Genomic DNA, 26022 nt, shown 5'->3' with positions numbered 1-26022 from the left:
ATTATTGCCCTCCTCCAAGGACTCAGGATCAAGGACACGTCATGCGCATCGGTTTTTTGTCACCCCTCGCACTAACATTGCTGGCGGCTATGACCCAGCACGCTCAGGCAAGCTCTGACGACTCGTGTTATCCCGATTGGCGCGTCTCGCATGACAGCCTCGATTCATGCAGCAACCTGCCCTTCCTGAGCCCCGGTAACGACAGTCGCGTGAACCTGCGCCTGCTGCTGGCGGACAAAAAGGCCGCACCGCTTACGCCCAATGCCTTGAGTGAAGACGATTTGGCCCAAGGCTTCGGCCCAGTGCCCTTCCCGGTCTATCGCCTGGTGCCTGTCCCCGCCACCAGCGACGAGCCCGACACCAAACCGGACGACTCGCGCACCGCCGAACTCGACACGCTGCTACAGCCGCTGGGCATCAAACGTGACGAGTACAAGACCGCAGGCGAAGCGTTTCTGAATGGCGAGGGCAGCCGTTGCCGCAGCAACGATGATGACAGCGCCACTGCGTTCATCAGCCAGGTGATCAAGGCCGACATGCCAGCGACCGAGCGTGAGCTGCTGATAAAGGCGCGCTTGCAACTGCTCACGGCCTGTTCGTGGGACGGCCAGGTGGTGGACGCCCAGCAGATCCAGTCCAGCGACGGCCAACTGTTCCGTACATACCTGCAAGCCGCCGCCGACTTCTACAGCGGTCGCTTCGGTGACGCTGAGCGCGGTTTTGCCGCTGCCAGCTCCAGCCAGGTGCCTTGGCTGAAGGAAACCGCGCTGTACATGACCGCGCGTACATCCTTGAACCAGGCCCAGGCTGAAGCCTTTGACGAATACGGCATCCCGCAACTCAAGCATGTGGATAAGTCCGCCCTGGGGGATGCCGAAGAAGGCTTTCTCGGCTACCTGAAAACTTATCCACAAGGCGAATACCTGGCCTCCGCCCGTGGCCTGTTGCGCCGTGTTTATTGGTTGGCAGGAGATAACACCAAACTCGCCGAGGCCTACGCCTGGTCGATGACCGAAGCGACAGACGCGCAGCGCAATGTGTCGGTGGATGAACTGGTGGAGGAAGCCGACCTCAAGCTGTTGATGGTCAATAGCGAGACCGTCACCACGCCGATGATCCAGCTCGTCAGCGACCTGATGGTGATGCGCGGCGGCAACCAACCCGCCCTTTCCCGCGCGGACCTGGAGAAGCAAAAAGCAGCGTTCGCCAGCGCGCCGGAACTGTACGACTACCTGCTGGCGGTGTGCGCGCTGTACATCGAGCAGCAACCGGACGCCGCGTTGAAGCAATTGCCCCAGAGTGTGCCGTCGAGCCTCAATTACTTCGCCTTCAGCCAACAGACCCTGCGCGCCCTGGCCCTGGAAGCCAAGCAGGACTGGAAAGGCGCCGAAGCGCTCTGGCTGCAATTGCTGCCGCTGGCGAAGTTACCGCTGCAACGCGATCAGTTGGAATTGGCCCTGGCCATGAACTACGAGCGCAGCGGCCAATTGGCCAAGGTGTTTGCCGCCGATTCGCCGATCAGCGCCAAACAGGTGCGCTACATCCTGCTGCGCAACGTCGCCGGTCCCGAGTTGCTGCGCCAGCAGATCGACCAGGCCAGCGACCCGCTGGAGCGCCAGACTGCGCAATTCGTGCTGCTCTACAAAGACCTGCTGCGCGGCCAGTACGCAACGTTCGCCGACGACCTCAAGCAACTGCCGACCACCGCCCCGGACGACAAACTGGGCACCAGCCTGGGCTACGTCTACAGCGCCAGCCAGACCTTGAAGCTGTTCCAGTGGAACGGCGACAAAGCCGAGTCCGGCTACGCCTGCCCGAGCATCGCGCAAACCGCCGCGACCTTGCAGGCCGATGCGAAAAACCCGCAGGGCCTGAACTGCCTGGGTGAGTTCATCCTGCGCAACGGCCTGGACGGCATGCCGTTGGAGCAGGCCCGCGCCGCCGGCAGCCTGGGCAGCACCGCATCGGACTTCAAGGGGGAAACCTTCTCGCGGCTGGATGGCTACAAACAGGTGATCGGCAACGCCAAGGCGCCGAAAAATGACAAGGCCTACGCACTGTTCCGTGCGGTCAACTGTTACGCACCGTCGGGCTACAACAGCTGCGGCGGGCAAGACGTTGAACCTGCCGTGCGCAAAGCCTGGTTCCGCCAGCTGAAAAGCAGCTTCGCCGACACCCAATGGGGCAAATCGCTGCAGTACTACTGGTGAAGCAGCTGTGGTTAGGCTTGCTGTTGTTGGCAAGCCCGGCCTTCGGCGCCGTCGACGCCCGCGACTATGACGCCTTCTGGCTGTGGAGCGGCGTCACGCCACAGCCGGTGCTCAAGCAGGCGAAAACCCTGTACGTCCTCCAGGGCCAGATCAACTCCACGCGCCGCGCGCCCCAGCGCGGCGTGCAGATGATCGCCCAAGGCGTCAGTGTGCCGCGCCTTACCCAGGGCGACATCTGGATCGTCTACCGCGCCCACACCCTGCACTGGCCCGAGCAGGTCTACCGCCAACTGTTCGGTCAGGTGCAACGCTGGCGCGACGCGGGCAACCCGGTGGTCGGCATCCAGATCGACTTCGACGCCCGCACCCAGTACCTGCATGAATACGCCAGCTTCCTGCGCGACCTGCGTCAACGGCTGCCCGCCGACCTGCGCCTGAGCATCACCGGCCTGATGGACTGGAGCAGCAACGCCGACCCAGCCGCCATCGCCCAACTCAAGGGCGTGGTGGATGAAGTCGTGGTGCAGACCTATCAGGGACGGCACAGCATCCCGGATTACGCGGCGTACTTGCCGCGGATGAACCGGCTGGGGCTGCCGTTCAAGATTGGCTTGATCCAGGGTGGGACGTGGGAGGAACCGGGGTATTTACAGGGGAGTGATTGGTTTCGGGGTTATGTGGTGTTCTTGCAGAACCCTTAAGGCTTCAACCACGACCTGCAGGAGCGAGCTTGCTCGCGAAAGACGTCAACGATAACGCAGCGCTATCAGGTAGCGGCGCGTGCTCCATGCGTTTTTCGCGAGCACGCTCGCTCCTACCGTATGCGGGCAGTTACCAGTCGTAGGTCAGGCTCGACACCACCGTGCGCCCTTCGCCGTAATAGCAATCCAGGTTACTGGTGCACTGCGAGACGTAGGTCTTGTTGGTGAGGTTCTGCACGTTCATCGCCAGTTTCACGCCCTTGAGTTTGAGTGGCGAACGGCTCAGGTCGTAGCTCAGGCTGGCGTCGTAGACACTGTAGGACGGCACACTGAAGGCGCCCTCGTAGTAGTCGCCCAGGCTTTGGCGCGCATAGCGCACGCCCAGGCCTGCGCCGAGGCCGGCCAGCGGGGTGTCGCCGAGCACGCTGTAGTTGACCCACATTGACGCGGTGAGCGGTGAGATGCCGGCAGGGTGACGGCCTTCGCGGCCATCGTTGTCCTTGGTGTATTTGATGTCATTGCGCGAGGCCGAAGCGACGATGTCCCAGGCATCGCTGAGAACGGCCTTGGCTTCCAGCTCCACACCGCGTGAGCGCATGGCGCCGCTTTGAGTACTGAAGGTGGTGTCCACCGGGTTGGTGGTGAGCACATTTTCCTGGTCCAGCTGGTAGACCGAGACCTGCACGAAACTCTTCTGGCCAGGCGGCTGGTACTTCACGCCGACTTCATATTGATTGCCCGTCGACGGCTTGAATGGCTTTTGGTTGGCGTCAGTGCCAGCCAGCGGCAGGAAGGATTCGGTGTAGCTGACGAAGGGGGCCACGCCATTGTCGAACAGATACACCAGGCCCGCACGCCCCGTGAATGCCTGGTCTTTGCTGGCGAAGCGGGTGTCGGTCAAGGGCTCTTTGTTCACCACATTGGCCCAGTCATAGCGGCCGCCCAGTACCAACGCCCATTTATCCAGCTTGATCTGGTCCTGCATGTACAGGCCGGTCTGGGTGATGGTGCGGTCCCAGCGGTACGGCTGGCCAAAGTTCAGGCGCTGGCCGTAGACCGGCTTGAACAGGTCGATGATCGGTGGGTTGCGGTCATACAGGCCATGGAACAGCGAGTTGGAATGGTAGTAATCCAGGCCGAAGATCATCGTGTGAGACAGCGCGCCCGTGTCGAATTCAGCCTGGGCGATGCTGTCCACGCCAAACACTTTGTTGTTCTGCGCCCAGTCCACGCCGAAGCGTTGCAGGTAGCGTTGGTCCTGCACGCCGGAGACCGGGTTGGCGACAAAACGGTAGCCGTGCAGCGGCGCGGTGTAGCGGTCGTCGACCTCGGCGTAACGCGCGTTTTGCTTGAGGGTCCAGGTGTCGTTCAGGCGATGGGAAATCTCGTAGCCCAGTGCGTATTGCTCGCGGTTGTACTGGTTGACGCCCGGTTCGCCGATAAACACGTCACGCTTGATCTTGCCGTTCGGGTTGTCCCACAGCGTGCCGGACGCCGGCAGGCCTTGGGCTTCGGGTACACCTTTGTCTTTCTGGTATTGGGCAAATACCGTCACGCTGGTTTCATCGCTAGGCCGCCAGGTCAGGCTGGGGGCGATGAACTGGCGTTTGTTTTCGACGTAATTGATTTCGTCCTGGCCGTCATTGGCCAGGCCGGTGAGGCGATACAGAAATTGCCCTTGCTCATCCAGCGGGCCGCTCAGGTCGATGGCCGCGCCTTTGTGCTCGTAGGTGCCCGCTTCCAGTACCACTTGGTGGATCGCTGTTTCGCTGGGGCGCTTGCTGACCATGTTGACGATGCCGCCGGGCTGATTCTGCCCGTACAGCACCGAGGCCGGGCCTTTGAGCACTTCGATACGCTCCAGGGAGTAGGGCTCGATCTGCAACGCACCGCCAGTGCTGCCGCCGCCGTAAGGCAAGTGCAGACCGTCGAGGTACAGGGGCGTAGGCGAGAAGCCCCGGGACGTCGGCTCATCGAACAACTTGACCCGGTCGGCGAAACCACCCGCCGTCATACCGGGGGTGTAAAGCAACGCCTGAGTGACGCTTTGCGCGCCGCGCGCCTTGATCTCGGCGGCGGTGATCACGTTGATGGTCTGGGGGATTTCCACCAGCGATGAGTCCGTCTTGCTGCCGGAGGCACTGCGCGTCGCCACAATGCCGTCCACCGGGCCCCAGGCACTTTCCTGGGTTTGCTGGCCGCTGATCTGGGTGGCGCCCAGTTGCAAAGGCCCGCCATTGGACACCGCCTGCAACGACCACCCGCCCTGGGATTGCATCGCCATCAGGCCGCTGCCCATCAGCAGCCGCTCCAGGCCCGACTCGACCCCATAGCGCCCCTGCAAGCCCGCGCTACGCTTGCCTTCGGTGAGCGTGGCATCGACCGACAGCAAAATGCCAGAGGCGCTGGCAAAGCGGTTCAGTGCCTGGTCAAGGTTGCCGGCCGGGATGTTGTAGCTGCGCTGCGCCTCGGCACTTTCTTCGGCATAGCCCAGCGTCGGCACCATCGGCACCGTCGCCAACAGGCTGACAAACAAGCCACGGCGCAGGGCGCGGGCCAAGGGTTGGATTGGGTGGTGCGGCATTGCAGGACTCCCCGTGAGAACGCTTCTTGATTGGCTTTCAAGAGGTATCCCGAGCGGGAAGCAAAAACCGACAAGCACGGATGAAAAAATGTTCAGACCCGTGCCTTGATCGTCACCCAGTAGCGCGTGACCGCGTGTACGTGCACCGGTAGCGAGCGTTCCAGTGCCGCTAGGATTGCATCGGTATCGTTCAGCGGAAACACGCCAGTGAGCAGCAAACCCGCCACCGCCTGGTCACACCGCAACAGCCCCGGACGATAGCGACTCAGTTGCGCAACAAACTCGCCCAGCGGCTGGCGCTCGGCGATCAGGCGGTGTTCGGTCCAACCGCTGGCGTTGGCGCTCACCGCCGCCAGCGACGCGCTGTGACGCGCGTCGAACCACAGGCTGTCACCGGCCTTCATCTGCACGGCTGCGCCATGGGTCGGCGTTACGCGGAGGCGGCCTTCGTACAGGTCGACACGGCTGCCATCGGCCAGTTCGCGCACGGCAAAACGGGTGCCCAGGGCCTGCACGACGCCGGCTGGGGTCTCGACGATCAACGGGCGGATGGGGTCGTGGCCGCTGGTCAGCAGGATCTCGCCGCGGATCAAGCGGATACGCCGCTCGCGGGGGCTGAAACGCAGGTCGACTGCGCTGTCGCTGTTGAGGTCAAGCCGCGTGCCGTCACTGAGGGTGACGTGGCGAATCTCGCCGGTGCGGGTGCGGTATTCGGCGAAGGCCGCTTGCCAGGGCTCGCTGCGTTGCACCAGGTAGCCACTACCCCCGGCCATCAACAGCAGGCCGAGCAGCTTGAGTGCAGCGCGGCGTTGGGTGTCGGGTGTGTCGCGCAACACGGCGCGGGCGCTGTCGGCGGGCACGCTGCCGAGGGTTTGCTGCAGCTGCTGCAAACGCTGCCAGGCACGGCGATGCTCAGGGTCGGCGGCCTGCCAGCGGGCAAAGGCCTGGCGTTGTTCGCCTTGCAGGGCGCCGCCCCATTGCAGCATCAGCCATTCGCTGGCCTGCTCGACAACCGCCGGGGCGATGGGGGCGTCGTGTCTCATTCTTCGTAGGCCACCTGGTAGCAGGCAACAATCGCGCGGGTCATGTACTTCTGTACCGAGCTGACAGTCACCCCCAAGCGTTCGGCGATCTGTGCGTAACTCAGGCCTTCGAACTGCGACAGCAAAAACGCCTGGCGCACGTTGTCGGGCATGCGGTCGAGCATGGCGTCGATCTGCATCAGGGTTTCGAGGATCAGCGCGCGGGTTTCCAGGGACGGCGATTCCGGCTCGGGCAGGTGCGCGATGCTTTCCAGATAGGCACGCTCGATGCGTAGACGCCGCCACTGGTCGATCACCAGGTTGCGTGCGATCTGCGCCAGGTAGCTGCGGCTTTCCTTGTCACCCGGGAATCGTCCGGACACCAGTAGGCGCAGGAAGGTGTCCTGCGCCACGTCAGCCGCGTGCTCGCGGTCGCCCAGGCGCCTGCGCAGCCAGCCTTGCAGCCAGCCGTGATGGTCGCGGTACAGGAGATGAAGCTGTTGCTGGCCGTCAGTCGCGGTGTCCATGAAAAGCTCAGGCGTACTATTGAGAGCAATTATCATTACACCTTATTTCTCGACTGACAAAAACTCTTTGTCGATCAGCGCCCAACGGTTTGCAGCGGGTAGACCGATTCCCAGCCCCCGCCCAACGCTTTGTACAGGCCAACCATCGCCAGCGACACCCCGGTCGAACTGTCCACCCACTGCTCCTGCGTGGCCAGCAGCGCGCTTTGCACGGTGAGCACGTTGACGAAATCCACCACGCCTTCCACGTATTGCTGCTGCGCGGTGCGCAGGGCAATCTGGTTCTGACGCACGGCTTCGGCGAGGCTGTCGCGGCGCAGTTGGCTGGCGTTGTAGCGGGTCAATTGGTCGTCGATCTCATGCCAGGCACGCAGCACGGTTTGCTGGTACGCGAGCGCCGCTTCCTGTTGCTGGGCTTCGCGCAGGTTCAACATGCCTTGCAAACGCCCGCCATTGAACAGCGGCAGGCTGAACTGCGGGCCGAAGGCAAAGGCACGGGAGCCCCAGGAACCGAAATCCGAGAGTTGCATGGCCTGGGAACCGAGGCTGCCGGATAAGGTGATGCGCGGGTAGAAATCGCCCTTGGCCACGCCGATGCTCGCGGTGGCGGCATGCAAACGCGCCTCGGCCTGGCGGATATCCGGGCGGCGCTCAGCCAGCTCCGACGGCAGGCCAATCGCGACCTGGCGCTGGGTTTGGGGCACGGCGGCGTCCTTGGACAGTTGCGCATGCAGCGCCTGCGGCGGTTCGCCCATCAACAGGCTGAGGGCGTTGATGAGTTGGTCCTGACGCTGTTGCAGATCCGGCAGTCGCGCTTCAATGGCGGCGACCTGGGCGGCGGCTTCGGCGACGTCCAGATCGGTCGCCACACCGTCAGCCAGGCGCAACTGCGAGAGCTTGAGGCTGTGACGGGCGACGTCGAGGTTCTGCTCGGTGACCGCGCGGGTGTTTTGTACACCGCGCAGTTGGATGTAGTTCTGAGCGGTCTCGGCCAACACTGACAACAGCACGGCACGGCGGTCGTTTTCGGCGACTTGCAAGGTGGCGTCGGCGGCTTCGGTTTCGCGTTTGACGCGGCCCCAGAAGTCCAGCTCCCAGGACGCGGAGAAACCCATGTCCCACTGGTTGAATGCCGAACGGCCGTTGTTGCCGGACGGGTCGCTCAAGCCTTTGCCACTGTTGCGTTTGCGCTGGTAATCACCGTTGGCGTTGACGTTGGGATAACGCTCGGCCGTGGTCACCTGGCGTACGGCCCGGCTTTGTTGCAGGCGACTGCTGGCCAACTTCAGGTCGAGGTTATCGGTGAGCGCACGGCGTGTAAGGGCCGAGAGTTGCTCGTCGTGGAACACATCCCACCAACGTTCCTGCAACGGATCGTTGACCGCACGGCTGGCCGCCTGGCGGCCCTGGGGCTCGCTCCATTGCGTCACTTGCGGGCCCTGCGGCCTCTGGAAGTCTGGACCGACCGTGCAGGCACTCAGGCTGATAAGGCTCAACGTGAGCCAGGCAACTCGCTTCATTGCTGGGCTACCTCACGCGTCTGCGCGACCGACTGGGTGTCGACGCTGGCTTCCACCGACATGCCGACCCGCAGGCGCTCGGTGTGTGCCTGGTTGGGTTCGAGGACGATTTTCACCGGAATGCGCTGCACCACCTTGGTGAAGTTGCCGGTGGCGTTATCCGGTTTGACCGAGGCAAACGTCACGCCCGTCGCGGGTGCAAGGCTCTCCAGATGACCGTTGAGCAATTCGCCGTCGAGGCTGTCAACACGCACCTGCACGGCTTGGCCGGCACGCATATGGGAGAGTTGGGTTTCCTGGAAGTTGGCCACCACGTACGCCTCTTCCAGCGGCACGACCGCGAGGATCTTGCTGCCCGGCGTGACATACGCGCCCACGCGCACCGCACGCTCGCCGACCATGCCATCCACCGGCGCGACGATGCGCGTGTACGAGAGTTGAAAGCTGGCCAGTTCCAGCGCGGCTTGGGCGCGTTTGAGCCCGCCCTCGGCGGCATCGCGCTGGGCGGTGAGGATTTCCACTTGCTTGCGTTCGGCCGCCAGCACCGCCGTGGCATTCGCCAGCCGCGCGGTGGCCTGGTCGATACGGGTCTTGGCTTGCTGGGCGTTCTGCACAGTGCCCGCGCCGACACCGGCAAGGTGGTTGTAGCGATTGAGTTCGTGTTCGGCGAAGGCCATTTCGGCGCGATCCGCCGCGACGGTGGCCTGGGCCTGGGCGATGACCGAGCTTTGGCGTTCCAAGGTGGCGGTGGCATTTTTCAGCTGGGCCTGCGCCACCAACGTATCGGCATCAGCCGCCTGGGCGGCAGCGCGGAAGTCGCGGTCGTCGATCAATGCCAGCAGTTGCCCGGCTTTGACACGCTGGTTGTCTTCCACCAGCACTTCCTTGATAAAGCCGGCCACGCGCGGCGCCACCAGGGTGAAGTCAGCGGCGACGAACGCGTCGTTGGTGGTCTGGCGCTTGCTGCCCAGCACACCCGGCGCGACCAGGTACACCAGCACGCCGACGGCAAACACGGCGATGACGGAGACGGCAATTTTGTCTTTGCGTTTCATGAACAGTCCTTTCTATCAAGTTGGTGCGCGAGGCGGAAAGATCCGCGTGGGCATCCAGAAAATCAGCAGGATCAACGCCACCGCGACCGCGGCCATGACGTAATAGAGATCCGAAGAGGTCAGCACCACGGCCTGCTCGTGCAGGCGGTGCGCCAGGCCCGGCGCATCGCCGTCGGCCAGGGGGGAATTGCCCAGGCGGTCGACCAACATGGTCGAGTGAAAATGCAGGCGCTGGGTGGTCAAGGTATCGAGCACGCCAGTGGCGATCACGGCGGCCAGCCCCTTGATGGTGTTGAACCAGGCTGAGGCGAACGGACCATCCATTGGCTGGATACTGCCGGTGGAAAGCATCAGCAACGGCAACACAGCCATCGGTTGCCCGAAGATCTGCAGCAGGTAGAGGCCGTAGAAATCGTCACGAATCCATTCCGAAGTCAGGTGCGCGCTGCCCACGCAGCACAGCACCAGCATGCCCAGGCCGATCCCCAGCACCCATCGGCAATCGACCCAACGCAGGTTGCACAGCGCCGCCACCAGCGGCAGCGCAATCAACTGCGGTATCGCCATCAGCAGCATCACGGGCGCGGTTTGCAGCGGACGGTAGCCCTGGACCTGAGCGAGAAAACTCGACGGGATGATGATCACCGAGGTCAGCACCATCAGTACGCCCGCCAGCACAATCAGGGCGAACGACAGGTTGCGCAGACCGAGCATCTGCAGCTTGAAGAAGGGGATGGGCTGCGACCATTCATTCACCATGAACAGCACCAGCAACACGCCACCGCCCCCTAACAGGAAGGTGATCAGACCCGACTCGAACCAGTCCAGGCGGTTGCCTTGCAGAATGCCGATGACCAGCATGCAGATCGCCGGGAAACCCAGCAGCAAGCCGCGCCAGTTGAACTGCTTGAAACGCTCCAACCGAATCGGATCCTGCGGCAATCCGTAGGCCACGGCGATCATGGCCAGCAGGCACGGCGCGACGATCTGCCAGAACGCCCACTGCCAGCCAACATACTCGGTCCATAGCGCCGCCAGCGGCGTGCCCAGGCTCGGGCCGAAGGTGGCGGTGAGTGCGTAGCCGGCCAAGCCGTACAGCTTGACGTTGGCCGGCAAGAACCGCAGAGCCACGGTCATCAGCATCGGCGGCAACGCACCACCGGCCAGGCCTTGCACAGTGCGCAGCACCAACAGGCTTTCGTAGTTCGGCGCGAACGGACACAGGATGCCCAGCGCAGTGAACAGGCCGATGGCGCACAAGGTGAAACGGCGCAGGGAAAAGGTCACCGAACACCAGGGCGCAAACGCCATGGCCGCCACGGAAGTCGCGGTGTACGCCGCGACCAGCCAGGTGCCTTCGTCAAAGCCTATGTACAGCGCACCGCGAATGTCCGCGAGGGCCACTTTGGTGACCATCTCGTTGAGGCCAGAGACCAGCACCGCCAGCAACACGCCGACCAGCCCGATGATGATGCGCGGGCCGAATACAGGTGGGGTCATCGCGGTGGGTTTGGCTGCGGCCGCAAGGGTGGGGGCAGCGAGGGAGGTCATGAACAGGTAACTCGGGATGTTGAATACCTGAGCAGTTTAATCAGGCACAAACATGACAAAAAGTTACTTGTTGGAAGGGTATAAGTGCACCAAACGCAACGATCAAACAGGCTGTGCTTCAAGCCAAGTGGCGTGACAACTCTCGCGCATGGTTTCACGCAGCCATTTGTGAGCAGGGTCTTTATCGAATCGCGGGTGCCAGGATTGGGCAAGCACCAGCGTCGGCAACGAGATCGGCAGGGCGAACGAGCGCAGGGGCAGTTTCAGGCGATTGGCGCTCAACAGCGCTTCCTTGGGCACCGGCAGCAGCAAGTCGGAATCGGGCAGCATGAACATCGCGCCGTGAAAGCCTGGGGCGATCATTGCCACACGACGTTCCAAGCCCTGAGCACTCAGCGCGGTGTCGATCGGCCCACGGGCAATGCCGCGCCGCGAGATGCTGATATGGGAGTAACTGGCAAAGCGTGCGGCGGTGATGTCTTCGTCGAACAACGGATGGTCTTCCCGTGCCAGGCCGACGAAGGTGGTGGAGAACAGGTTCTGCACCTTCACTTCGGGAGTGACCGGCATGGTGTTGCTCACGCGCAAATCCAGGCGACCTTCACGCAGGGCCTCGTCGTCGGTATCGCCTTCGGGCACGAAGCACAGCTCGCACAGCGGCGCCATGCGTTCCATGGTGTCGAACAGGCGACCGCCGTACACGCCGATGAAAAAGTCGTTGGCGCGCACGCTGAAACGACGGCGCAACGTGCTCAAATCCACTTGGTCCGCGGAACGGAACAACAGCGCCGCTTGTTCCACCACGTTGCGCACCTGGCCTTGCAACTGCAGAGCCTTGGGCGTTGGCACCAGGCCGCGACCGGCGCGCACCAGGATCGGGTCGCCGACGGCTTCGCGGATACGCGTGAGGGTGCGGCTCATGGCCGCCGGGCTGAGGTTCATGCGGCGCGCGGCGCCAACCACACTGCCCTCGTCGAGCAAGGCGTCGAGGGCGACCAGCAGGTTCATGTCCGGTAATTGCATGCCAAGCACTCGTGACCAATGGGGAGTGAACTGGGCGCAATCGTAGCAGGCTTTACAGGTAGCGCTTCAGGTTACGGGGCAGGTAGTCCGCGTAGGTGGCTTTGGGATGAGCCTGGCACTTACGCACGATTTCCGGCAGGGCGTTTTCCAGTTCGTCGGCACGGGTCAGGCCTTCGTTGTAATCGCTTTTACCGCTTAGCGCCGGGAACATCACCGCTACCCGGGTAATGGCAAAGCTCTTCATCGCGATCAACGGGCGGGTGGGATGGTCGCGACGGAACTGGCTGACTTCTTCGGTCAGTGCGCTGCAGGATTGGTAAGTGGTTTGCGTGAAGGTCAGTTGAGTCGTTTCCTTCCTTGGCGCTTCGGGCGTGAAAATCATATCGTTCTGCGCGTCGAGTACCGCAGGCCGATCGGCAGTTACCGTCCAAGGCTTGAAGCGCCAGAGTGTGGCCGCAGCGACGGCGGCTGCACCAAACGCCGGCTTGGTGGCGCTGAGCGCTTTGACATCGCTGACCGTACCGTCGTTGTGAATATTCAGGCCGATACGCGCATGCCCTTGGGTGAAGGTCAGGTTGCTGGGGTAAAGCGGCTTGGGCATGCTGACCGGCTCGGGCACGAACTCCGCGAAAACCGAGGTCGACAATAGCAAGGCCGCTGCCAAGACAAAAAACCGCATCGTTGTAAATCCTTTTACGAGGCACACCTGACGCCAGGGCGGCGCCAGATTCCGCCGGCATTATCGGCTTCACGGCGGACAAAGAGCAATCATTCGTGTTTAGCGCTGCATACCCCAACGCTTCACGGTCAGGCGCTCAAAGGTGTCAAACACCAGGTTTTCCACGAGCAGGCCGATCAGGATCACGACTGCCAGACCGGCAAACACCTTGTCGGTGTACAGCTCGTTACGATTCTGGAAGATGTACCACCCCAGGCCACCCTTGCCGCTGGTGGCACCGAACACCAACTCGGCGGCGATCAGGGTGCGCCAGGCAAATGCCCAGCCGATCTTGAGGCCCGCGAGGATCGACGGCAGCGCCGCCGGGATCAGGATGAACAGCACAAAACGCATGCCCTTGAGGCCATAGTTGCGCCCAGCCATACGCAGGGTTTCGGACACGCCGAGGAACCCGGAATACGTGTTGAGCGCCAGCGCCCACAGCACCGAATGCACCAGCACGAAGATCAGGCTGTTCTGCCCCAAGCCAAACCACAGCAGCGCCAGCGGCAGCAATGCAATGGCCGGCAGCGGGTTGAACATCGAGGTCAGGGTGCTCAGCAGATCGCGGCCCAGTTGGGTCGATACCGCCAAGGTGGTCAGGGCAAACGCCAGTACGATGCCGATCAAGTAACCCTTGATCAGCACCACCAGCGAGATGCTGACCTTGCTGAGCAACTCGCCGCTGAGCAAGCCGTCGTACAGCGCATGAAAGGTCTGCAAGAAGCTCGGCAACAACAGGTCATTATTCTGGTAGCGCGCAACGACTTCCCAAAGGATCGCGAGTACCACCAGGATCAGGCCCTTGCGCAGCCAACCTTGTTGCCACAGGCGTTGGCGCAGGGGCAGTTCGCGCTCCACGGGGACGCTGATCAGCGGTTCTAGGGTGATTTCATATTCCTGGCGCATGGATGCTCCCCTTAATACGCGATGCGGATATCAGCGAAACCCAATTCACGTTCGGCCTCGGGCGCTTCATCGAACAGCAAGCGATGGATACGCCGCGCCGATGCCTGGAACTCCACGCCACCGAGACTGTGCAGGTCATATTGATGGCTGTGGATTTCCGCGCGCACGCGCCCCGGATGAGGCGACAGCAACAGAATGCGATTGCCCACCACCAGCGCTTCTTCGATGGAGTGGGTGACGAACAACAGGGTGAAACGCACCTCTTCCCAGAGCAGCAGCAATTCTTCCTGCATCTTGCGCCGGGTCAGGGCATCGAGGGCAGCGAAGGGCTCGTCCATCAGCAGGATTTTCGGCTGCATGGCCAAGGCGCGGGCGATGGCGACACGGGCTTTCATACCGCCGGAAAGCGTGTGGGGATAGGCATCGGCAAACGCCGTGAGGCCGACTTTGTCGAGGTAGTGCAGCGCGCGTTCTTCGGCTTCGGCGCGCTTCAAGGTTTTAGAGGCCAGCAATGGGAACATCACGTTCTGTTTTACGGTTTTCCACGGTGGCAGTTGGTCGAATTCCTGGAACACCACGATGCGGTCCGGGCCCGGTTGGTCGACCTTTTGCCCCAACAGACGGATCTCGCCTTCGCACGGTTTGATAAACCCGGCGATAGACTTGAGCAACGTTGATTTGCCGCAACCGGAAGGGCCGAGCAACACGTAGCGGTCGGCAGGATCGATCTCGAAACTGACTTGATGGGTTGCCCGCACTACGCGCTCCGGGGTGCGGTATTCCAGGCTGACGTGATCCACCGCCAGCAACGGCGCGGTGGTGTGCAGGTTGCTGGCCGTGTGGCCTTGCAAGGGCGCGTTCATCTCAACTTCCTTGCAGGGGCTTGGCGTCCTGGAAGAAGTAGTCCTTCCACGATTCAGGCTTGTTCTTGATGGCGCCGACGCGGTAGAGGAATTCCGCCAGCGGGTAGGTGTTTTTTGGCGTAACGCTGAATTCGAATTGCGGGTTGTCGATGATTTTCAGCAGCTCGGCACGGTCGATCTTGGCCTTGGTCACGCGGATGTAGGTGTCAGCCGCAGCACCTTTATCGTGCTGGGCGAACTGCGCGGCTTCGGTCAACGCTTCCACGAACGCCGTGTAGGTTTTTGGATTGTCGTTGCGGAATTTTTCGGTGGCAAACAGCACGGTCGGCGAGTTCGGGCCAAGCAGGTCGTAGGTGTTCAGCACCACATGCACGTTCGGATTGGCCAGGGCCTGGTCCTGGAACGGCGGGTTGGAAAAATGCCCGGTCAGCTCGGTACCGCCAGCGATCAGTGCTGCAGTGGCATCCGGGTGCGGGACGGCGACGGTGTACTTGTCGAGGCGATTGAATTCCTTGTCGCCCCATTGCTTGGCCGCGGCGTATTGCAGGAAGCGCGACTGCACCGACACGCCCACCGCCGGCACGGCAATGCGGTCCTGCTCGGTGAAATCGGCGATGGTCTTGACCTTGGGATTGTTGCTCACCAGGTAGTAAGGGAAGTTACCCAGGGACGCGACGGCCTTGACGTTCTGCTTGCCGCGGGTGCGGTCCCAGATGGTCAGCAGCGGGCCGACACCGGCGCCGGCGATGTCGATGGAACCGGAGAGCAGCGCGTCGTTGACGGCGGCGCCGCCGGACAATTGTGTCCAGTCGACCTTGATGTCGATGCCTTGCTGCTTGCCGTATTTTTCAATCAGGTTCTGCTCGCGCACCACGTTGAGCAACAGGTACACGATGCCGAACTGTTCGGCGATGCGGATCTCGCCTTCGGCCTGCGCGGCTGTCGGCGCAACAAGGCTGCCAGCCAGCAGGCTGACACCCAGGCCGACAGTCGCGGCCAGCCGTGCGAATGGAGTTTTGCTGGACATGCTTGTGCTCCGAATCAGAAAGGCGCGTCGCCCTGAATGGTGGTACGAAACAGCTTGCGGCGTAGATGGCTTGGGCAACCGGCAGCCAGGTGAATCAGCGAGCGGTTGTCCCAGAACACCAAGTCGTGGGGCTGCCATTGATGGCGGTAGATGTTTTGCGGCAACACGCTGTGGGCGTAGAGTTGGGCCAGCACGTCGCGGCTTTCGTCTTCGGGCAGCCCGACGATTCGAGTGGTGAAGCCTTCGCTCACGAACAGCGCTTTGCGGCCGTTTTCCGGATGGGTACGCACGATGGGGTGCACGACTTCCGCAACCTGGGCAAGCTGCTCTGGGGTCAGTGTGGGGCGCCAGTTGCCTTCGAATTTGGTCTCGCTGTAGCGCGCGGTGTAGGAATGCGCGGCACTGCGGCCGTCAACGGCCGTGCGCAGGTGTTCGGGCAATTGGTCCCAGGCTTTGTGCATGTCGGCGAACAAGGTGTCGCCACCTTCGGAGGGCAGTTCCTGGGCGTGCAGCATCGAACCCAGGCTCGGCAGTTCCTTATAGGACAGGTCCGAATGCCAGAATTTGCCCGCGTCTCCCAGACCGATGGACTGGCCGTTTTCAATGATGTTGGAGACGATCAGAATTTCCGGGTGGTTGGCCAGCAGGAACTGTTTGAGCACATGGATCTGCAGCACGCCGAAACGACGGCTGAAGGCGATCTGCTGCTCGGGGGTGATGCGCTGGTCACGGAACACCACGACATGATGGTCCAAGTGCGCGCGGTGAATGCGCGAAAAATCCTCGTCGTTGACCGGTCGCGACAAGTCCAGGCCAATGATCTCGGCGCCGACGCTGCCGGGCAGTGGACGAATCTCGAAGGATTGGACGGTAGCGGTCGCTGTTGGAACAGTAGAGGTGGCGGACATGAGGTCACTCCCGGTCAGACAGGAGATTGACTTTATAGATATAAGAACGGCTATTTAAATACCGTTAATGAATAACGATATGCGGGAATGTTTCGGCTCAACCCCAAGCCACTTGGCCCAGGGCAATAAACCACAGCGGTAAAGTGTTCAGTCCATAACACCTGATGCTGCATTGTCGGCGCTTGAAGCAGGTTTGATGAACCTGCCTGTGTAAGGCGCCATAAATGCTGGCTGTGGGCGCTGGGAGCCCTATGTTGAAACGCTTACAAGCCGAAACTGTGCCCGTTTGACAAGCTTACGGGCAGTCTCTAGTGTGCATTGGATCCAATTAGCCACGCCCATTCTAATAAGGAGGATAGCGTAACCGTGACGCAGAAGCCGACCCCTTTGAACAGCATCAAGATCAGCGGACCTATTCCCGCCCATCTCGCTCGCTCCGTGATTGAAGAAACCTTGCGCAACGCCATCCTGGATGGTCGGTTGCCCTGCGGTACTGCCATGCGCCAACAGGAGTTGGCCAGCCTGTTCGGGGTCAGTCGCATGCCGGTGCGTGAAGCCTTGCGCCAACTGGAGGCCCAGTCACTGCTGCATGTGGTGACCCACAAGGGCGCCGTGGTTGCACCGTTGATCGAAGACAATTCAGCCGAGACCTATGAACTGCGGATGTTGCTGGAGTCTGAAGCGCTGCGCCTGTCGATTCCCTTGCTCACCGAAGCCGATATCGAGGAAGCCGAGGCGTTTATTTGTGCCCTCGAACAGGAAAAAGACTACACCGAGATTGGACGCCTCAATCGCCTGTTCCACATGGCGCTTTATGGCAAGGCCCCCAACCAGCGGCTGCTTAAACTGGTGGAGCACGGTTTGAACGAGGAAGAGCGATTCCTGCGTTACAACCTTGAGGCCATGGGGCTGGGCGAAACGTCCCAGGAGGACCACCGCGAACTGTTGAACTTGGTAGCGCAGAAGAAAACCCAGGAAAGCATCTTGACGCTGCGCAATCACTTGATGCGAGGCATGGAGGTGATCACGGCGTACCTGAATGGCTTGGATGCCCACGGCAAGAAAGTTACGCCATAAAGTATTGCGTTCTCCTGTCCCGTCCTTCCAATATTACGGGGGCCACTCACTCAGTGTAGTGCCTCCCGCTAAAGAAACTTCCCACTACGCCCCAAGCAACCAACTTACAACATATATTATTTAGAAAAACTTCTATTATATTTGTATGCGCGCCAACCTATTTAATACGCTTATCATCTTTTATTACTAAACCACTCCGCTCGGCGTTGCAGCGCCTATCGTCGAGCATTTCTGCGCGCCGGTAGTCGGCTTATGCCTGCGCGCGCCCTGACCATTACAAACTCATCGCTGTTTCCCAACAGCAGCCGCAACAACTTATAGGCATCAACCATGCATCAACCTTTACTTGAAACAGCAAAACTGCAGTTATGCAGCCATTCGTTATTTTTAGAAATAACTTCCCTGCGCAAGTTACAACTTTTTATGGAAAGTCATGTGTTTGCAGTCTGGGACTTCATGACCCTCGCCAAGCGCCTGCAACAGGACCTGACCTGCACTCGCTTGCCCTGGCTACCCGCTGAAGACCCGCAGGCAGCGCGGCTGATCAATGAGATCATTCTGGGTGAGGAGTCAGACGAACACCCCGTGCAAGGCTATTGCAGCCATTTCGAACTGTATTTGGAAGCCATGGCGGAAGTGGGCGCCAGCACCTCGGCCATCAGCCACTTTGTTGCGCTGCTACGCCAAGGCCTGGGAGCCACGGCAGCCTTGCACCAGGTCGAGGCTCCTCCCGGCGTGAGCCGCTTCGTCAACGCCACCTTGCACCTTGCATTGAATGCGCCTACCCATTGTGTGGCGGCCACATTCCTGTACGGTCGCGAGCATGTCATCCCGGGGATGTTCGAACGCATCCTGCAATCTGATGAGTTCATTCATCGTCAAGCGCCTACCTTGTGCGCTTACCTCAAGCGCCACATCGAATTGGACGCCAAGGAACACGGGCCAGCGGCGGAGCAGTTACTCAATCGCCTGGTCAGCGCAGACCCTACGTATCCGCAACAGGCCCACGACGCCGCACTCGCGGCCATGCACAGCCGTGTCGCGTTCTGGGATGAGCTTCGGGCCTCGCTGCAAGAGGTGCACCCATGAACGCCGGCGACTACCAAGCCATCGCCGATGACTGGGAGCGCCGCGCAACCATCCGCACACGGCCTCGGCGCTTGCTGGAGAGCGATGACAAACTGATCTACCCGCTGTGCCGTCAGCCCCTGGTGCTCTGCGCGGCATTTCTTGAGCACTGCCCTCAGTGGCGCGATTTTGTACTGGTGCAGAGCTTTTACAAGTTCATCAACGACGTGGTGATATTCGAGACCGAGATCGTCGACAAGACTGCACGCAGCATCGCCAAAAATCGCTTCGCTGTGCCCTTCCCGCTGACCTGCCGCGTGGATGCGATGACCGTCGTCGTGGACGAGGATTACCACGCACTGGTTGCGCTGGATTTCCTGCAGCAAACCGTGGCCATGACCGGCATACAACCGCTGGAACTGCCCACAGAAATAGAGCTGAGCCGTGCGCTGCCCACGGCACAGGCGTTGGCGCCCGCTCATCTACGCGATGCTGTCGCACTGATTGGCGTGGCAATCGCTGAAAACACCGTGACCCAGGATGTGGCGGCATTCTCCAAGGACACCAGCGTGAAAGCTTCCATCCGTGGCTTGATGGCCGACCACCTGTTTGATGAGGGCCGCCACGCCCAGTTCTGGATACGGCTCGTACGCCTGTATTGGCAAACCGCGAGCGAGGGGGACCGCAATGAAATCGCCAAGGTGCTGCCGGTTTTCCTGGCTCAGTACCTGACGAACGACCTGCAAAAAAACTTCGACTTGAACTTGATCCAACACCTCGACATCAGCGCCAGCCTACGCGGTGCGTTACGCGCTGAAGTGGCGGCACAGGCCTTCCCTATCACCCGCCAACATCCATTGATGGGCAATATCCTTGGCTTTCTGCAACACAGCGGTTTGCTGCAAACGCCGAGCGTGGCGCATGCGTTGAACGATTACCTGCCAGTGTCCGGGAGGGTGACATGAGGCGGCTGAGCATTGGATTTTCCGGCGCCAGCAGCGCCTTGGAGGCGGTCAGGCAAGAGCTGGAACAGTATGGGCATATCACAGGCAACGAGGGCGTCGACCTGTGCATCGATGACGGCGATCAGTCGGTGCAGGGCAACGCACGCCCGATTCCAAAATTGAGCCTGCGCCTGGGCGTCGGCCCCATCACCGACTACGGGTTGCCCGCGCTGCAACTGCGCGCCTATAGGCCAGACCGAAAGCTGTTGGCCGTACTGGACATCGCCGACGAGCTCAGCGGTAACGGTCAACGACTGCGCCGGCGAGTCATCCGCGAATTGGTGGAATGGACCGCGCTGCACATCAGCGGCTTCTCGCGAGACCCTGGATACTTCGAATTGAAGGCGGTCGCCAATGGCTGGCCCGAACACTGCCTGGATGCGCTTGAGGCGCTGGCATTCACCCACCGGTTCAACCGCTCCGCCGACCCTGACGTGATAGAGGCAGCCCGAGTGCCACTGATCAATCGGTTGCAGGCAAGCTTTCATACATTTGCCGACCGGCCCGCATTGCATATCGGTGCCAGCGAAGTGACCTATCGTCAGCTGCATGCTCAAGCATTGGCAATCCAGCAGCGCTTGCACCCCTTGTTGGTAACGGGGCAAACGCCCGCAGTCGTCGGGATCTGCCTGGAAAAAACAATCGGCTTGTACGCCAGTATCCTTGCCGTGCTGGGCAGTGGAGCGGTGTACCTGCCGTTGAATCCGGACCAGCCGCCTCACTGCCATCGGGCCATGCTCGAAAGCGCAGGAGCCCAGGTATTGCTGGACGCCGGTCAGCATCCATTAAGAGCGTGTTTCAGCTCACTGGATGTCAGCGGCCACGCTCTACACGACGTCGACCTCACACAGCCGTTGGCGCGCCTCCACCGTCATGCCGATGCGCCCTGCCTGATGCTCTTTACCTCGGGCACCACCGGGCAACCCAAAGGCGTGTTGCTCAGCCAAGCCAACCTGGCGCATTTCACGGCCTGGTTCAGGTCCTGTGTGAACCTGGATGAACAGAGCCGCGTCTTGCAGTTCTCGCCATTGAGCTTCGATTCATCGCTGATCGATATTTTCCCCGCCTTGGTAGCGGGTGCTCAGTTGATCGTCCCCAGCACAGAGCAACGACAAGACCCTCAACAGCTGCTGGACCTGCTTCACCGGCAGCGCATCACCCATGCCTTTCTTCCGCCTGCGCTGCTGAGTATCCTGCCGCTCGATCAACCGCTGGGCCTCACGCATCTGCTGACCGGTGGAGATGTGTGCGAACCCCATGTGATCGAACGCCTTTCAGCGCAGTGCCAGTTCCATAACCTCTATGGGCCGACGGAGGCCACGGTGTTGGTCACCCATCGGATGCTGCGCCCCAATGACAGCAATCGCAACGTCGGCCGCCCCATCGCCAACAGCCAGGTGCTGATCCTCGATGAACACCTGCAACCGGTGGATGAAGGGGTGATGGGTGAGGTGTATATCGTCGGCCCCGGAGTGAGCCTGGGGTACGTGAACGCACTATCACAGGCTTCCAGTTCTTTCGTGGAGCTGGCAGTGCCAGGCGAACTGCCGTTGCGGGCCTATCGCACTGGCGACCTGGCGCAGTGGACTGCCGACGGGATCGTGCTGGGAGGACGGCGAGATGATCAGGTGAAGATCCGTGGTTTTCGGGTAGAGCCCCTGGAGATTGAGCAGTGCCTGCGCAGCAGTCGGCTGTATCGACAGGTGGCAGTGGTGATCGACCGTGATCGCAGGATCCGTGGCTTTGTCGCGCAACCCGAACCGGGAGCAAGCATGACGGCGCTGCAACACCATGCACGGCAGTGGCTACCGGACTACATGCAGCCCGGCGTCTGGGATGAGCTGCCACGCATACCGTGTTCCAGCAACGGCAAAATCGACCGTGCGGCGTTGCTGGCAGTGCCGATCCAGCCCACGTTGCCGACAGCCTGCAGCGCGGCACAAACCCCGCTTCAGACTCAATTGACCCACTTGTGGATCGAACTGCTAGCGTTGCCCACGGGTGAGTTGTCTATCGATGAAAGCTTCTTCGACCTCGGCGGCCATTCGATTTTGCTGTCGACCCTCTTGCTGCGTTTTCGCGAACAATTCGGCCGTAGTTTTTCGCTGAACCACTTCATCGAGGCGCCGACGATTCGTACGCTCGCAACATTGGTGGAACAAGGAGAACGACCCGATACATCCGCCAGCCAAGCGGTTCGTGATGCGCATCGGGAGCGGATATATAACACGCTGCCCGAAAACTGCGTGGGCGATCCGCACAAAGTGATCGTTACAGGGGCCAACAGCTTTGTAGGGGTCCATATTGTCGAGGCACTGCTGGCCAAGGGTGCTACAGCAGTAGCATGCCTGGTGCGCGAGAAGCCGGGGCAGTCGGCGATGGCGCGATTTACCCAAGCGCTGCGCGAGTATCGCCTGGAGCATCTGGACCTGAGCCGGGTGCAGGTATTCGCCGCAGATGTCAGCCTGCCTCGACTGGGTTTGACCAGCAATGCCTATGAGACCCTCGCCAAAGAGTTCGGTGTGCTGGTACATAACGCTGCCAGGGTCAACCATGTATTGGACTATGCGTCGCTGACCAGGGACAACGTTGACCCCGTACTCGAATGCCTACGCCTGTGTGAGACGCACTGCAAGAAGGTCCTCAATTTTGTCTCGACGCTCTCCGCGTCGAGCAGTGTCGATACTCAAGGCTATGTCCTAGAAGCGCCCGCCGCGGCCACGCTGCCGCTGTACATCAAGAATGGCTACAACTTGTCCAAGTGGGTCGCCGAACGGCAACTGGCGCGTGCGGTGGAACGTGGGGCCTGGGTGAATATCCATCGACCCGGCAACATCAGTTTCAACAGCCTCACGGGCGTTTGCCAGCCGCAAAAGAATCGTCTGATGCTGATGCTCAAGGGGTCACTGCAAATGGGCCTGCTCCCGAAGTTGGCGTTGAACTTCGACCTGATGCCGGTGGACTTCCTGGCGCGCTTCATCGCGTTCCACTGCACCCGCTTTCAAGCCGGTAGCAGTGTGTTCAACCTGCACAATCCGCAGCCGTTGAGCTGGGCCCACTACTTGGATGGCTTCAGCCAGGCGGGTCACCGTTTCAAGCGGGTCAGCGTTGAGCAGTGGCAACAGTCGCTACACACGATCAGCCATGACAATGCACTGTTTGGCGTACTGGGTTTTTATCTCGGCCGTCTCGACGAAGACATCGGCGACACCTCGATGATTCGCTACGACAACGCGCGACAGGCTGTCCAGCAAATGGGCGCACAGTACCCCGAAAAGGACCCGGCGCTGTTGAGTAAAGGCTGCGACTACCTCAAGGCCACCGGCTTTCTTTGAATGCCTCAGGATAACCTTATGAAACCGCTGCAACCCGATACATTGATTTGCAACCCGAATGGCCGGCCGATAGTTGCGTCTGTTTTGGTCGACTGCCATGCCACTCGCCTGTGGGACATAGTGGGGCAATTCGCAGGCTTCGATGCGTTCATTCCTGACCTGACACATATCGAAATGACGGGCACAGGCGTGGGCGCCTTGCGAACAAAATTCTTCCGCGATGGTAATTGTGTGGTGGAGCAACTCAATAGCCGCGACGAACAGGCCATGCACATGACCTGGACCACAATCTACAACACCCTCGGTGTAGCCAGGCTGTGGGCGGCGATCCGTGTGGAGGCCCTTGGCGCAGACTGTTCCAAAGCAACATGGACGATCATTGCCGAGCCCATCGACCGTGCAAACACAGGATTTGAACAATTTGTGCAGAGCTTCGCCGATAGCGCCTTGGAAAATGTTCGTCGGCTAGTCGGCTAAGCGGCAGGGGCGAGAGGACTCGCTCCTGCCCGATCAATCAGCGGGTCAGATCTTGAAACTATCGACCAGTTGTTTCAATCGATTGGCCTGCTGCGACAGCGCGTCGCAATCCTTCAGGGTTTCGTTGAGATTGGCCACGCCTTGCTGGTTCAGCAGGTTGATCTGATTGATGTCGACGTTGAGCGTTTCCACCACCGCCGTCTGTTCTTCCGTGGCTGCGGCGACGGACTGGTTCATGCCGTCGATCTCGACAATCCGCTGCGTTACGCTGACCAAGCGCTCACCAGCCTGGTTCGCGACCTCAACACTTTCTTCGCTGGAGGTTTGGCTGGCGTTCATGGTGGTCACCGCTTCACGCGAGCCCACTTGCAGAGACGTGATCATTTTGTGGATCTCTTCGGCCGACTCCTGAGTGCGGTGAGCCAGGTTACGCACCTCATCGGCGACCACTGCAAAGCCTCGACCGGCCTCACCAGCACGTGCCGCTTCGATGGCGGCGTTGAGTGCCAGCAGATTGGTTTGCTGGGAGATGCCTTTGATCACATCGAGAATGTGGCCGATGTTGTCGGTGCTGGCGTTGAGGGTCTCGATCTGAGTGCAGGACAGGCTGATCTTCTGCGACAGTTCCGACATTGCAAGGATGGTTTGCTCCACCACCTTGCGCCCATCGTCGGCTTGTTCACTGGCGCCGCTGGCGTGCTGTGAAGCATCGGCGGCGTTACGTGCGATTTCCTGGGTAGCAGCGCCCAGTTCGTTGATCGCTGCTGCCACGCTGTTGGTACGCGCGCTTTGCTCATCGGAACCGATGATAGAGGCATTGGACGAGGCCATTACACGCTGGGAGAGATCGTGCACCTGTCGGGTTGCCGAAGACACCTCCGAAATCGAGGCGTGGATACGTTCTACAAACTGATTGAACGCGCTACCGACTTCGCCGAACTCGTCCTTGCTGGTCACAACGAGGCGGCGGGTTAGGTCACCTTCGCCTTGGGCAATGTCCTGCATCGCCACGCCCATGGTGGTGAGGGGTCGCAGCAAGACCTGAATCAACAGGCTCAGGAGCACCGCAATCGCGACTACGGCGATCAACATGGCAATCAAGGCGGAAGTACGGAACTTGCCCAGCGGTGCGTAGGCTTTGTCTTTATCAATCGACAGACCGATATACCAATCTGCGCCGGGTAAGCCACTGATAGGGGTAAAGGACAGGATGCGGTCCTGACCGTTGAGGACGACATCCTGGCTGACCTTCTCGATACGCACCTGGGTGCCAGGGTAGATGTCCTTGAGGTTCTTCATCACCTGGTCCTGTTCAGGACTGACGATGACTTGCCCGTCGCTACTGACCAGGAACGCATGGCCGATACCGCCGAAGTCCACCGAATTGATAATCTTCACCAGGGTCTGCAGGCTCAGGTCGCCACCGACTACACCGAGCAATTCACCATTCTTCTTCACCGGCATGGCGATGGTCACGATCTGCCCGCCTACTGCGGCCATGTAGGGCGGGGTAAGCATGGGTTTGTCCGCGGCTACTGCCTGCTTGTACCAGGGACGCTGACGAGGGTCATAACCATCGGGCATTTTTGCGTCCGGACGCTGAGTGAAAACGCCGTTGGTTTGGCCAACGTAGGTGAACTGGAAGTTCGAGGTGAATGCCGGTTGATCGACCAGACCTGGAAGGTCAGCACCACTGCCCTGGTGGGCTACGTTTTGCGTGAGGCTTTCGAGTACCAGTATTCGCCCACTGAGCCAGTTCTGCACACTGCTGGCGGTGAGCTCACCGGATTGCTGGATGGACGATTCCAGGTTCTGCTTGATGGTGCTGCGTTGCAGGTAGTCGTTATAGAGGGTGAACAACGCGAAGGCCAAAACCACGACGCCTGACGCGGCCAACAGAATTTTATGACTGAACTTAAGATTCATTTCATCGACTTCTTTTGCCAAAGGGGGGTGAGCGTGCCGAGTGGAACATTCCATGTAGCGGTATAGGCAGCTTCTCCGGCCGCTCTATTTCGGTGCACGCATGGCTCGTCAGGCTTTCGGCCAACGCTTGGCAAATCTTAGGAATTTGTGAGGTATTTCCTGTTTTTATGTGGGAAACAGACCAGCGGTACACCTAGGCGATGGGGGTTACGAAACGTGGTGATTTAAGGCCCTAAACGACAAAACCCCTGTCTGCGTTAGCAGACAGGGGTTTCGGAATTCAATCTTGACGATGACCTACTCTCACATGGGGAAACCCCACACTACCATCGGCGATGCATCGTTTCACTGCTGAGTTCGGGATGGGATCAGGTGGTTCCAATGCTCTATGGTCGTCAAGAAATTCTGTGTATCGGACCGTTGCGCTAGCAACGTGCCGATGAAATTCATGGACTTCTACATAAACAAAACCCCTGTCTGCGTTAGCAAACAGGGGTTCTGGAATTTAATCTTGACG

The 26022-nt window shown here is 60.6% G+C and carries 20 protein-coding genes and 1 rRNA gene; 7 read left to right on the top strand and 14 right to left on the bottom strand.

The window, feature by feature from the left end; translation table 11 throughout:
* The first annotated feature begins 41 nt into the window (after positions 1-41).
* Together AC4PS7_RS18125 and AC4PS7_RS18120 are read left to right on the top strand one after the other, a co-directional pair.
* Complete coding sequence (locus AC4PS7_RS18125; RefSeq protein ID WP_010214253.1) at positions 42-2210, top strand: PA5441 family protein; 2169 nt, start codon at positions 42-44, stop codon at positions 2208-2210.
* The gene (locus tag AC4PS7_RS18120; protein ID WP_021491671.1) at positions 2207-2911 is read left to right on the top strand and encodes a DUF3142 domain-containing protein; all 705 of its coding nucleotides are present in this window, start codon (positions 2207-2209) and stop codon (positions 2909-2911) included. The genes AC4PS7_RS18125 and AC4PS7_RS18120 overlap by 4 nt, the downstream gene beginning before the upstream one ends.
* Before the next feature lie 130 nt (positions 2912-3041).
* Here the strand turns inward: AC4PS7_RS18120 and AC4PS7_RS18115 are convergent, their stop codons facing one another.
* The 12 genes from AC4PS7_RS18115 to AC4PS7_RS18060 all read right to left on the bottom strand — a co-directional run bounded on the left by AC4PS7_RS18115 (position 3042) and on the right by AC4PS7_RS18060 (position 16618).
* Complete coding sequence (locus AC4PS7_RS18115; RefSeq protein WP_010214256.1) at positions 3042-5495, bottom strand: TonB-dependent siderophore receptor; 2454 nt, start codon at positions 5493-5495, stop codon at positions 3042-3044.
* A 92-nt stretch (positions 5496-5587) separates the two neighbouring features.
* On the bottom strand, positions 5588-6538 hold the full coding sequence (locus AC4PS7_RS18110) for a FecR domain-containing protein (protein WP_021491672.1): 951 nt from the start codon (positions 6536-6538) through the stop codon (positions 5588-5590).
* Complete coding sequence (locus AC4PS7_RS18105; RefSeq protein WP_010214259.1) at positions 6535-7044, bottom strand: sigma-70 family RNA polymerase sigma factor; 510 nt, start codon at positions 7042-7044, stop codon at positions 6535-6537. The genes AC4PS7_RS18110 and AC4PS7_RS18105 overlap by 4 nt, the downstream gene beginning before the upstream one ends.
* A gap of 74 nt (positions 7045-7118) precedes the next feature.
* Positions 7119-8564, bottom strand: a complete 1446-nt coding sequence (locus tag AC4PS7_RS18100; protein WP_010214260.1) for an efflux transporter outer membrane subunit — start codon at positions 8562-8564, stop codon at positions 7119-7121.
* Positions 8561-9619, bottom strand: a complete 1059-nt coding sequence (locus AC4PS7_RS18095; RefSeq protein WP_010214261.1) for an HlyD family secretion protein — start codon at positions 9617-9619, stop codon at positions 8561-8563. The genes AC4PS7_RS18100 and AC4PS7_RS18095 overlap by 4 nt, the downstream gene beginning before the upstream one ends.
* Positions 9620-9634: 15 nt before the next feature.
* Positions 9635-11170 (bottom strand): MFS transporter, encoded by a 1536-nt coding sequence (locus AC4PS7_RS18090; RefSeq protein ID WP_010214262.1) that lies wholly within the window; start codon positions 11168-11170, stop codon positions 9635-9637.
* Positions 11171-11272: 102 nt separating this feature from the next.
* Positions 11273-12193 carry a LysR family transcriptional regulator gene (locus tag AC4PS7_RS18085; protein ID WP_010214263.1) on the bottom strand — a complete coding sequence of 307 codons (921 nt, stop codon included), beginning with the start codon at positions 12191-12193 and terminating at the stop codon, positions 11273-11275.
* 52 nt (positions 12194-12245) lie between these two features.
* Positions 12246-12872 carry an energy transducer TonB gene (locus AC4PS7_RS18080; protein WP_010214265.1) on the bottom strand — a complete coding sequence of 209 codons (627 nt, stop codon included), beginning with the start codon at positions 12870-12872 and terminating at the stop codon, positions 12246-12248.
* 99 nt (positions 12873-12971) lie between these two features.
* Positions 12972-13820, bottom strand: coding sequence for an ABC transporter permease (locus AC4PS7_RS18075; protein WP_010214267.1), 849 nt, complete (start codon positions 13818-13820; stop codon positions 12972-12974).
* A gap of 11 nt (positions 13821-13831) precedes the next feature.
* Complete coding sequence (locus AC4PS7_RS18070) at positions 13832-14683, bottom strand: ABC transporter ATP-binding protein (protein WP_010214268.1); 852 nt, start codon at positions 14681-14683, stop codon at positions 13832-13834.
* Position 14684: 1 nt separating this feature from the next.
* The gene (locus AC4PS7_RS18065) at positions 14685-15710 is read right to left on the bottom strand and encodes an ABC transporter substrate-binding protein (RefSeq protein ID WP_010214269.1); all 1026 of its coding nucleotides are present in this window, start codon (positions 15708-15710) and stop codon (positions 14685-14687) included.
* A 14-nt stretch (positions 15711-15724) separates the two neighbouring features.
* Positions 15725-16618 carry a TauD/TfdA dioxygenase family protein gene (locus AC4PS7_RS18060; RefSeq protein ID WP_010214270.1) on the bottom strand — a complete coding sequence of 298 codons (894 nt, stop codon included), beginning with the start codon at positions 16616-16618 and terminating at the stop codon, positions 15725-15727.
* Positions 16619-16984: 366 nt separating this feature from the next.
* Here AC4PS7_RS18060 and AC4PS7_RS18055 point away from each other — a divergent pair, with 366 nt between their 5' ends.
* The 5 genes from AC4PS7_RS18055 to AC4PS7_RS18035 all read left to right on the top strand — a co-directional run bounded on the left by AC4PS7_RS18055 (position 16985) and on the right by AC4PS7_RS18035 (position 23579).
* Positions 16985-17695: a GntR family transcriptional regulator gene (locus AC4PS7_RS18055; protein ID WP_010214271.1), complete on the top strand. Its 711-nt coding sequence runs from the start codon at positions 16985-16987 to the stop codon at positions 17693-17695.
* A 330-nt stretch (positions 17696-18025) separates the two neighbouring features.
* A complete protein-coding gene (locus AC4PS7_RS18050) occupies positions 18026-18784 on the top strand; it encodes a DUF3050 domain-containing protein (RefSeq protein ID WP_029529282.1) in 759 nt (252 codons plus the stop codon).
* The gene (locus AC4PS7_RS18045) at positions 18781-19728 is read left to right on the top strand and encodes a diiron oxygenase (RefSeq protein ID WP_010214273.1); all 948 of its coding nucleotides are present in this window, start codon (positions 18781-18783) and stop codon (positions 19726-19728) included. Before AC4PS7_RS18050 ends, AC4PS7_RS18045 begins: the two co-directional genes overlap by 4 nt.
* A complete protein-coding gene (locus AC4PS7_RS18040) occupies positions 19725-23102 on the top strand; it encodes an amino acid adenylation domain-containing protein (protein ID WP_154847803.1) in 3378 nt (1125 codons plus the stop codon). The genes AC4PS7_RS18045 and AC4PS7_RS18040 overlap by 4 nt, the downstream gene beginning before the upstream one ends.
* Before the next feature lie 18 nt (positions 23103-23120).
* The gene (locus AC4PS7_RS18035) at positions 23121-23579 is read left to right on the top strand and encodes an SRPBCC family protein (protein WP_010214276.1); all 459 of its coding nucleotides are present in this window, start codon (positions 23121-23123) and stop codon (positions 23577-23579) included.
* A 45-nt stretch (positions 23580-23624) separates the two neighbouring features.
* Here AC4PS7_RS18035 and AC4PS7_RS18030 read toward each other — a convergent pair whose 3' ends face one another.
* Both AC4PS7_RS18030 and rrf read right to left on the bottom strand, forming a co-directional pair.
* On the bottom strand, positions 23625-25505 hold the full coding sequence (locus AC4PS7_RS18030) for a methyl-accepting chemotaxis protein (protein WP_010214278.1): 1881 nt from the start codon (positions 25503-25505) through the stop codon (positions 23625-23627).
* Between the two features lie 284 nt (positions 25506-25789).
* Positions 25790-25905, bottom strand: a 5S ribosomal RNA gene (gene rrf / locus AC4PS7_RS18025).
* Between the last annotated feature and the right edge of the window lie 117 nt (positions 25906-26022).

This window comes from Pseudomonas sp. DW-iso3 (assembly GCF_058725305.1).
This window is presented reverse-complemented; position numbering and strand designations above follow the sequence as displayed.

Bases quoted from the DNA above. Each gene is read 5' to 3' on its own strand.
- AC4PS7_RS18125 (WP_010214253.1), top strand. From the start codon at position 42: ATGCGCATCGGTTTTTTGTCACCCCTCGCACTAACATTGCTGGCGGCT.
- AC4PS7_RS18115 (WP_010214256.1), bottom strand. From the start codon at position 5,495: ATGCCGCACCACCCAATCCAACCCTTGGCCCGCGCCCTGCGCCGTGGC.
- AC4PS7_RS18110 (WP_021491672.1), bottom strand. From the start codon at position 6,538: ATGAGACACGACGCCCCCATCGCCCCGGCGGTTGTCGAGCAGGCCAGC.
- AC4PS7_RS18105 (WP_010214259.1), bottom strand. From the start codon at position 7,044: ATGGACACCGCGACTGACGGCCAGCAACAGCTTCATCTCCTGTACCGC.
- AC4PS7_RS18100 (WP_010214260.1), bottom strand. From the start codon at position 8,564: ATGAAGCGAGTTGCCTGGCTCACGTTGAGCCTTATCAGCCTGAGTGCC.
- AC4PS7_RS18095 (WP_010214261.1), bottom strand. From the start codon at position 9,619: ATGAAACGCAAAGACAAAATTGCCGTCTCCGTCATCGCCGTGTTTGCC.
- AC4PS7_RS18090 (WP_010214262.1), bottom strand. From the start codon at position 11,170: ATGACCTCCCTCGCTGCCCCCACCCTTGCGGCCGCAGCCAAACCCACC.
- AC4PS7_RS18085 (WP_010214263.1), bottom strand. From the start codon at position 12,193: ATGCAATTACCGGACATGAACCTGCTGGTCGCCCTCGACGCCTTGCTC.
- AC4PS7_RS18080 (WP_010214265.1), bottom strand. From the start codon at position 12,872: ATGCGGTTTTTTGTCTTGGCAGCGGCCTTGCTATTGTCGACCTCGGTT.
- AC4PS7_RS18075 (WP_010214267.1), bottom strand. From the start codon at position 13,820: ATGCGCCAGGAATATGAAATCACCCTAGAACCGCTGATCAGCGTCCCC.
- AC4PS7_RS18070 (WP_010214268.1), bottom strand. From the start codon at position 14,683: ATGAACGCGCCCTTGCAAGGCCACACGGCCAGCAACCTGCACACCACC.
- AC4PS7_RS18065 (WP_010214269.1), bottom strand. From the start codon at position 15,710: ATGTCCAGCAAAACTCCATTCGCACGGCTGGCCGCGACTGTCGGCCTG.
- AC4PS7_RS18060 (WP_010214270.1), bottom strand. From the start codon at position 16,618: ATGTCCGCCACCTCTACTGTTCCAACAGCGACCGCTACCGTCCAATCC.
- AC4PS7_RS18050 (WP_029529282.1), top strand. From the start codon at position 18,026: ATGCATCAACCTTTACTTGAAACAGCAAAACTGCAGTTATGCAGCCAT.
- AC4PS7_RS18045 (WP_010214273.1), top strand. From the start codon at position 18,781: ATGAACGCCGGCGACTACCAAGCCATCGCCGATGACTGGGAGCGCCGC.
- AC4PS7_RS18040 (WP_154847803.1), top strand. From the start codon at position 19,725: ATGAGGCGGCTGAGCATTGGATTTTCCGGCGCCAGCAGCGCCTTGGAG.
- AC4PS7_RS18035 (WP_010214276.1), top strand. From the start codon at position 23,121: ATGAAACCGCTGCAACCCGATACATTGATTTGCAACCCGAATGGCCGG.
- AC4PS7_RS18030 (WP_010214278.1), bottom strand. From the start codon at position 25,505: ATGAATCTTAAGTTCAGTCATAAAATTCTGTTGGCCGCGTCAGGCGTC.